Source organism: Plesiomonas sp. (assembly GCF_051650925.1).
Taxonomy (GTDB): Bacteria; Pseudomonadota; Gammaproteobacteria; order Enterobacterales; family CAMTGL01; genus Plesiomonas.
Window position 1 is genome coordinate 1 of the sequence record NZ_JBOFRH010000135.1, and the last position, 6,325, is coordinate 6,325.

Here is a 6,325-nt window from a genome sequence, read left to right on the forward strand (position 1 = left end):
TGGCCGGCAAGGTTACAACACTGCATGGCAGTAGGCGATGGACGCTGCGCAACACCACTCGTACTGAACGGCGATTATCTCTATTTACACCGCTTATGGCAGGATGAGGGGCTGATCGTCGAGTATCTGCAACACAGTGAAAACCGGATCATGGCAGGCGATCAGGCACAAACCGACAACATTACGGCGCAAAAAGCGATTTTAGACCGCTTATTTGGGCAGGATGACACCGTCAACTGGCAGAAAGTGGCCGCGGCTATTGCCTGTAACAGCCGGATGTCGGTTATCTCCGGTGGCCCAGGAACGGGAAAGACCACCACAGTTACCCGCCTGTTAGCCACATTGCTGCTGCAAGAGAGCCGATTACGGCAAGAAGACGCATTGCCGCAAGCGCCGCAATCTTTGCGCATTAAACTGGTTGCGCCGACTGGAAAAGCGGCTGCTCGTCTGAGTGAGTCAATCAGTGCCGCCCGTGAAAAACTACCGGTCGCTGTCGAGATCCAGCAAAAAATCCCGACCGAGGCCGGTACACTGCACCGTTTGCTGGGCGCACAACCCAACAGCAGCCGCTACCGACACCATAAAGATAACCGCTTGCACCTTGATTTACTGGTGGTGGATGAAGCCTCAATGGTTGATCTGTCACTGATGGCGCGTCTGGTTGAGGCGTTACCGGACCATGCGCGGCTGATATTACTCGGCGATCGGCATCAACTGGCCTCGGTAGAAGCGGGAGCGGTGCTGGGGGATATCTGTCGTCTGGCCGATCAAGGTTACAGCCTCGATCAAGCGCAGTGGTTAAGTGCCGTGATCGGATCGGATCTGATCCCCTACGCACAAGATCAGGGCGATGCCTTGCGTGATCAGATCTGCTTACTACGTAAGAGCTATCGCTTTGATGATCACTCCGGCATTGGCGTATTGGCTAGCAAAGTCAATCAGGGAGATAGCCGCGATCTGGCTACTCTGTTCAGTGGCCAGTACCCTGATATTCAGCAATACCCGCTCGATGCGGTGCACTACAGTGAGCTGCTAAAGCGTTGCGTGCAGGGCTATCGTGCATATCTGATACAACTGCGCTCACGTTCCGAGCAGGCGCGTGCCGGCGTACCCGATGATCAGTTGTTGCCTATCCGCGATATACTGCATACCTTCGCCGGATTTCAACTGCTCTGTGCGTTGCGCGAAGGGCCGTTTGGCGTTGGCGGCTTAAACAGCACCATTGAACGAGAACTGGAACAGGCCAAGCTGATTCAGCGCGATGATGGCAACCGCTGGTATGAGGGGCGGCCGATTATGATCATGCAAAATGACAGCGTGCTGGGGCTGTTTAACGGTGATATCGGCATGACACTGGCAGATACCGATCAGCAGGGGCGAACTCGCTTTCGGGTCTGTTTTGAGATGCCTGATGGCAGCATCAAATCCTTTCTGACCAGCCGCCTACCGGCGCACGAAACGGTGTTTGCCATGACAGTGCATAAATCTCAAGGGTCAGAGTTCGCCCATACTGTTTTGGTTTTGCCGGATAAACACAGCCCGCTGCTGTCGCGCGAGCTAGTGTATACCGCCATTACACGCGCAAAACAGCAGTTGGTGTTGTATACCGATATGCGGGTATTGCAACAGGCGATCAATACCCCGACAGTCCGACGTAGCGGGTTTAGCGATAGACTAATGCGAACAACTACACCACATCAGTAATCAGGATTTTTGACTGGCGCTGGTAGTTATACAGCGCCTGTTTTTTTTCTGGCAACACATCCACACTGGCAGGGCTAAAACCCCGCTCCTGAAACCAATGGATACTGCGGGTCGTCAGCACAAACAACTGTTTTAAGCCTAAACGCTTTGCCTGTACCAGAACGCGATCGAGCAGAACATCACCGCGCGAAGAGTTGCGATATTCAGGGTGAACCGCAACACACGCCATCTCGCCCATCTGCTCATCAGCAAATGGGTAGAGTGCAGCGCAAGCAATGACCAGCCCATCACGCTCAACTAAAGTAAACTGGCTGATCTCAATTTCAAGCTGCTCACGTGAGCGACGCACCAAAATACCCTGCTCTTCGAGTGGCCGGATCAGCGCTAGAATACCGCCAATATCATCAATGGTCGCCGATCGCACCTGTTCGGCACTCTCCATCACAATTTGTGTGCCAATCCCTTCGCGTGAGAAGAGCTCTTGCAGCAATGCGCCGTCTTCCACATAGCTGAGCAGATGGCAGCGTTTCACCCCCGCCCGACAAGCCGTGACCGCGGCACGTAGAAAACGCACCGTGGCTGAATGGTAATCACCCTGCATCTCTTGGGCATGGATCAGTGTTAACGCTTCACTCGGGAACAGCTCTGAAATTACATCCCCTTCGGCTGTTGTTGCCCCGCGCTCGGCACAAAAGCCCAGCATTTTATCGGCATCAAGTTTAATCGCCAGTTGGGTAGCAATCTCTTCAGAGGTCAGATTAAAACTCTCACCGGTGACCGATACTGCCACCGGCCCGAGCAACACCACACTGTTGTTGTTGAGCTGGCGGCGAATGCCGTCAACGTCAATCCGGCGAATGCGCCCGCTATGGCAGTAATCAATGCCATCATCAACACCGAGCGGCTGCGCAATCACAAAGTTGCCGCTGACAACATTAATATGCGCACCGGCCATCGGCGTGTTTGATAAGCTCATCGATAAACGTGCGGTAATGTCTAACTGCAGTTGCCCTGCGGCCTGTTTGACCAGATCAAGGCTACGCCCATCGGTGATCCGAATTTGCTTGTGGTAGCGGCAGGGGTGTTGCTGCTGGCTGTGCAGCCGGTCTATCTGGTGGCGTGCGCCGTAGACAATCACCAGCTTAATGCCCAGGCTATGCATCAGCCCCAGATCACTGATAATATTTTTATAGTTACTATGTTCGACGACTTCACCATCGAGCATGATCACAAACACCTTTCCACGGTGTGCATTCACATACGGGGCTGATTGGCGGAAGCCATGAACAAGCTCCATGCTGCGATCTTTCAATGTGGGTATCCTCACCTGATTAATTATGTGAATAACTATTCCTTTATTTTGCTTTTTTATTCTAGTGGTGTTGCGTTTGCAACAGTTTTTTTTAATTAAGGATAATTGCCCATAAAATCACCAGTTAGCAGAATAAAAACCACACAGTACCGGTTCTAAATTTGTTTTTTTCATTCTGCTTTTGGTGTGGAACTTAGCCTGACAGTGTGTGTGGATAGCCTACCTTTTTAGAAGAGAACGTGCGTATTTTCTTTAAACACGAATAGTGTACTGCTTCCCAAAAATGTTTTTTATCCCCCTTATTTCCCAAAAAAAAGATGGCCAAGAAAAAATGAAATAACAGCAATATGCGGGATAAAAAATAGGTTGTTGATTTTTACGGGGGAAAGTCAGGGAATATATATCCGGTAAACAGCACAGGATTAAAGAGAAAAAAACAAAGGGCAAGAGCGCCGCTAGAGCGCAGCAAGAGAGAGATAAACACAAAAGTAAGAGGGAAATGAACTCGAATAAATAAAAAAGCCACCGCGGTGTTTACCGTGTGGCTTTTATTGTTTAGTGATACTGCGAGGTATGGCTTATGCAGTATCGGGTAATTATCGTGTTACAGCACGGGTTATATTACCGAATTAACGCTGCATTTCATTATTTTGCGCAAACGGGTAAATATTGCTGATCCCCGGGAATTGGTAAGATTCACTGCGAAACAGGGCGCTGTCACAGCTACCACATACGTGTTGGCGGCGGTAAGAGTATGCGCGTTCAACGCCAACATTGTGAATATTGCGGCTATGGCAGTGATTGCATTTTACTTTATTCAGATATTCACAACTAGGATGCGTTTTCAGGTATTCCTGTTTGGTTGGCAGGATATTCCATTGGCGTGACAGACGTGCGTTTACAATAAAGTAGCTGGTAAACAGCGCCATTGTCAGAACAAACATAATACCTGAAACAATCATCATCATAGTAGTAACCTCTGCATGCCATCACCGTAGCGTTTATGTGGGGTAGAGGTTTGACTGTATCGCAATTAGTTACTTATCGAAAGATTTTGTTACTTTTATAAGTCATTGAATTTTAAGGGTTAAATTATTTATATCTATTTATGTGATGCAAATCACGTTTTTATGGGTGAAAAGCGTGATTTGCATCACTATGCAAAATGCGGCTCTGGTTTTTTCTGCCGGTGAGTACAGTTTTCCACTAAGGTGCGGGGAAAAATAAGCTAAGCGTGAATACGCAGACTCAAAACCCGATTATGGCAAAGGCAATAACAGTGGGTAGCCCGTGTAAAATACCTGTAAAACGGAAGGGCAACGGGGGTGATTAAGAGGGTGATAAAATTGCAGTTGCAGAAAAAAAACGGGCAGCATAATCGGCTGCCCGTAATGGTCTTTATTGTACGATGCGGGGATTACAGATTACGCAGCACGCGTTGCAGCAGGCGTATGCGTGGTAGGATAGAGTCCAGCTCAAGGTACTCGTCTGCACTGTGGAAACCAGCACCAACAGGGCCAAAGCCATCTAGAGACGGGATACCCAGTGATGCGGTGAGGTTAGCATCAGAGCCACCGCCTACCGCTTTCCAGCTAATAGCGATGTTCTCTTCTGCGCCACAGCGCTCAACAAGGGCCATTAGCTGCTCGGTCTCAGCAGACGGAGTCATGGCTGGTTTGTGCGCTTCACGTTCGATAGCGATGTTTACGCCATCAATGAACGGGCTGCTTTGCAGCGTTATCAGCTCGTTGTGTACATCGGCGTATTCGGCGTTATCCCAAAAGCGAATATCAACCAGCAGTTCAGCATGATCAGGCACGATGTTTGCGCCATTTCCGCCTTTGACGATGCCAACATTGAGCGTTGTACCCGATTCAAAGTTAGTCAGATCATTCATGGCAATGATCCAGTGCGCCATTTCACTGATGGATGAACGGCCATTTTCCGGCTCATTACCGGCATGAGCCGCTTTGCCGCTGAAGGTCATTTTATAGCGCGCCATGCCCTTACGCGCTTTTACCAGCGAGCCATCGGCACGTGCTGCTTCGGCAACCAGTACACATTTGCCTTTTTTAGCCAGTGATGCGATCCACTCGTGCGAGTGAATTGAGCCGATCTCTTCGTCAGGGTTCATGATCACGCAGATAGAGAGGCGGTTTAACGTCTCCTGATCTAAATTGCGCAGTGCCCAGACGATATTGAGTAAACCTGATTTCATGTCAGAAACACCCGGACCGTATGCACGCTGCGCATCGGTGCTCATCGGGCGTTCGGCCGCGGTGCCGACTGGAAACACGGTATCCATGTGGCCAATCAGTACCACATCAAACTGGTCAGCATCCGGTTTATTCATGGCAACGACACCCGGGCCAGCTTGTGTGCCCAGATTAACCACTTCGGTTTTCCAACCCAGATCGCGGTATTTTTGCGCCATAATATCGGCAATAACGGCGACGCCTTCGACGGTACTGGTTCCACAATCAACGTTAATCAGTGGCGTGAGTTCTGCTAAATAGGCTTCTAGTTGCATTGGTGTTGTCCTCAACTTCTATCGCGATTCAGATAATGACACGCATCAGCAGCATTGCACCGAACGCATTCAGTACGGAAATACCGATCATGACAGGGATAAGCTTGGCGCGAGTGCCGATAACGCCCAGAATACGGCCGGCGTACTGCACTTGTGAGCCCATCAGATAAATGGCAGGGGCTAAAATGGCCAGATGCTCTCCGGTTAGTGTGCCGTCAGTGAACAGGCTTACGGCAACACCCACACCGCCACCCATTGACATCCAACCACCCAGCAGTACGGCGGCCGCTTCACCCGGTAGGCCAAATAAGCCCATCACAGGTTCAAAAATGGTGGCCATCAGCTCCAGTGCACCGGAGATCTTCAGCACTTTGATGATGACAAAGGCCATCAAAATATTAGGAACAGTGCTGGTGGTGGCAATGTTCCAGCCTTTACGTGCACCGGCAACGAAGATATCGGTGATCATCGGTTTAGTTTGTGTGCTCATCGGTTAATCCTTCTTGTAATCGGCCAGTGATTTATGCGTGTGGAGTTGCTGAAGGGGTCTGTTGTGCTTGATCGTCGTTCCCTTCGGTTGCTCTTAGGTACAGACGGAACAGGTTCGCACCCACAATTTTCATCACAAACATCACCGCGACACAGGTACCGATAGAGGCTGGAACGGCTAAATTGCCATCGCTGCCTGCGAGTGTGAACAGCACCGCACCGGAAGAGAAGAAGTTAACCAGCATTGCGCCGGCGGAAAACTGGAACATGGTAAACACATCTTTTTCGCG

5 protein-coding genes and 1 pseudogene are annotated in these 6,325 nt (G+C 50.2%); 1 reads left to right on the top strand and 5 read right to left on the bottom strand.

What is annotated here, in order from left to right; all coding sequences use genetic code 11:
* Positions 1-1,704: exodeoxyribonuclease V subunit alpha (gene recD, locus ACRC27_RS02985; protein ID WP_438639163.1), on the top strand; the 1,704-nt coding region annotated here is incomplete at its 5' end.
* Here recD and argA read toward each other — a convergent pair.
* From argA to ACRC27_RS03010, 5 genes and pseudogenes are all read right to left on the bottom strand, one after another.
* Positions 1,688-3,016, bottom strand: a complete 1,329-nt coding sequence (gene argA / locus ACRC27_RS02990) for an amino-acid N-acetyltransferase (protein WP_438622784.1) — start codon at positions 3,014-3,016, stop codon at positions 1,688-1,690. The two genes, recD and argA, sit on opposite strands and share 17 nt — an antisense overlap.
* Before the next feature lie 629 nt (positions 3,017-3,645).
* Positions 3,646-3,984: a hypothetical protein gene (locus ACRC27_RS02995; protein ID WP_438622785.1), complete on the bottom strand. Its 339-nt coding sequence runs from the start codon at positions 3,982-3,984 to the stop codon at positions 3,646-3,648.
* A gap of 449 nt (positions 3,985-4,433) precedes the next feature.
* On the bottom strand, positions 4,434-5,546 hold the full coding sequence (locus tag ACRC27_RS03000; protein ID WP_438639164.1) for a M20 family metallopeptidase: 1,113 nt from the start codon (positions 5,544-5,546) through the stop codon (positions 4,434-4,436).
* A gap of 28 nt (positions 5,547-5,574) precedes the next feature.
* Complete coding sequence (locus tag ACRC27_RS03005; protein WP_438622787.1) at positions 5,575-6,036, bottom strand: YjiG family protein; 462 nt, start codon at positions 6,034-6,036, stop codon at positions 5,575-5,577.
* Positions 6,037-6,067: 31 nt separating this feature from the next.
* A pseudogene (locus tag ACRC27_RS03010) lies at positions 6,068-6,325 on the bottom strand (nucleoside recognition domain-containing protein); the annotation flags it as partial.

Bases quoted from the DNA above. Each gene is read 5' to 3' on its own strand.
- ACRC27_RS03005 (WP_438622787.1), bottom strand. From the start codon at position 6,036: ATGAGCACACAAACTAAACCGATGATCACCGATATCTTCGTTGCCGGT.
- ACRC27_RS03000 (WP_438639164.1), bottom strand. From the start codon at position 5,546: ATGCAACTAGAAGCCTATTTAGCAGAACTCACGCCACTGATTAACGTT.
- ACRC27_RS02995 (WP_438622785.1), bottom strand. From the start codon at position 3,984: ATGATGATGATTGTTTCAGGTATTATGTTTGTTCTGACAATGGCGCTG.